The organism is Oleiphilus sp. HI0079, assembly GCF_001635105.1.
In genome coordinates this window covers 1-1056 of the sequence record NZ_LWFT01000049.1, presented here as the reverse complement: position 1 = coordinate 1056, position 1056 = coordinate 1, and the positions used below count along the sequence as shown (strand labels likewise).

Annotated in this window: 2 protein-coding genes; both read right to left on the bottom strand. The window is 45.7% G+C overall.

Going from position 1 to position 1056, the window contains the following annotated elements; all coding sequences use genetic code 11:
- Positions 1 to 511: aminoacyl-tRNA deacylase (locus A3750_RS00820; RefSeq protein ID WP_068458745.1), on the bottom strand; the 511-nt coding region annotated here is incomplete at its 3' end.
- A gap of 237 nt (positions 512 to 748) precedes the next feature.
- Positions 749 to 1056: mechanosensitive ion channel family protein (locus tag A3750_RS00815; RefSeq protein ID WP_156498276.1), on the bottom strand; the 308-nt coding region annotated here is incomplete at its 5' end.

Genomic DNA, 1056 nt, shown 5'->3' with positions numbered 1-1056 from the left:
AACTCGCCTTACGACGTAACATCCAATCTGGACGAGACACCCCAATTCGAGCAAAGCCTTCGCTCAAGGTCATCGGTTGCGCAAGCATTTTATAGTCTTTGAAGTCCATCTTGACTGACTGGTTGTGCGTACCACCCCGAAACACAATCGCACCGCTTTCGTTGAACCCCTCGTACATGTACATAGGGATTTCGTACATTCGACCGAATGGAGGCATCGCACCCAACTCGCACTGAGGAAACTTGCTTTCAAACTCCGTCTCTGTAGCGAGATCAACCAATTCAGTTCCCATGGCCCGCGTGAAACGATCCCAACGAATGCGACATGAAGCGGGTAAAACGACCATGGAAAGCACGCCATCGAGATACACCATCACTGTCTTGGCGACCTGCTCACTTTCTACCTTTACTAGGTCTGCAATTTCTTTTGCCGTGTAGGCAGGAGAGTGTTCAATAGATTCGTATGCGACATCATGCGCATCCAGGTATTCTTGTAATTGTTTTATTGGCATCGTACTACCTCCACCGTTGATCCAGACTTGTCATTGCTTACAAGTTGAAAATGTATTGCCAGGAGAGCCCAAGCAAGTACAGGTACACGTTACACCCAAGAATCAAATTATTTCGTGATCACACACACTGAGTTAGTTGAATACACGTCACAAATTGATCGCCATTTTACCGATTTAACACATTTGTGACGTGCAGATTTCAGAACTGCAATATAACGCAGGTTATGCTATCCGTTATCAAGAATTACTGCCCTCTTGAGGAATCATATGCACATCGCGCTGCGGAAACGGGATCGAAATACCTTCTGCATCAAAGGCTTTTTTCATTGCCTCATGAATATCAAAATATACGCCCCAGTAGTCAGATGTATTTACCCATAGTCTAACGGTAAAGTTGACAGAGCTATCCGCAAGCTCGCTTAAGACAATCATTTTCGCGGGATCTTTAAGTACACGCTCATCAGCTGCACTCACCTTATCAATGATGCTCTTCACCTTGTCAATGTCATCGTCGTAGCCCACACCAAAGACGAAATCAACGCGGC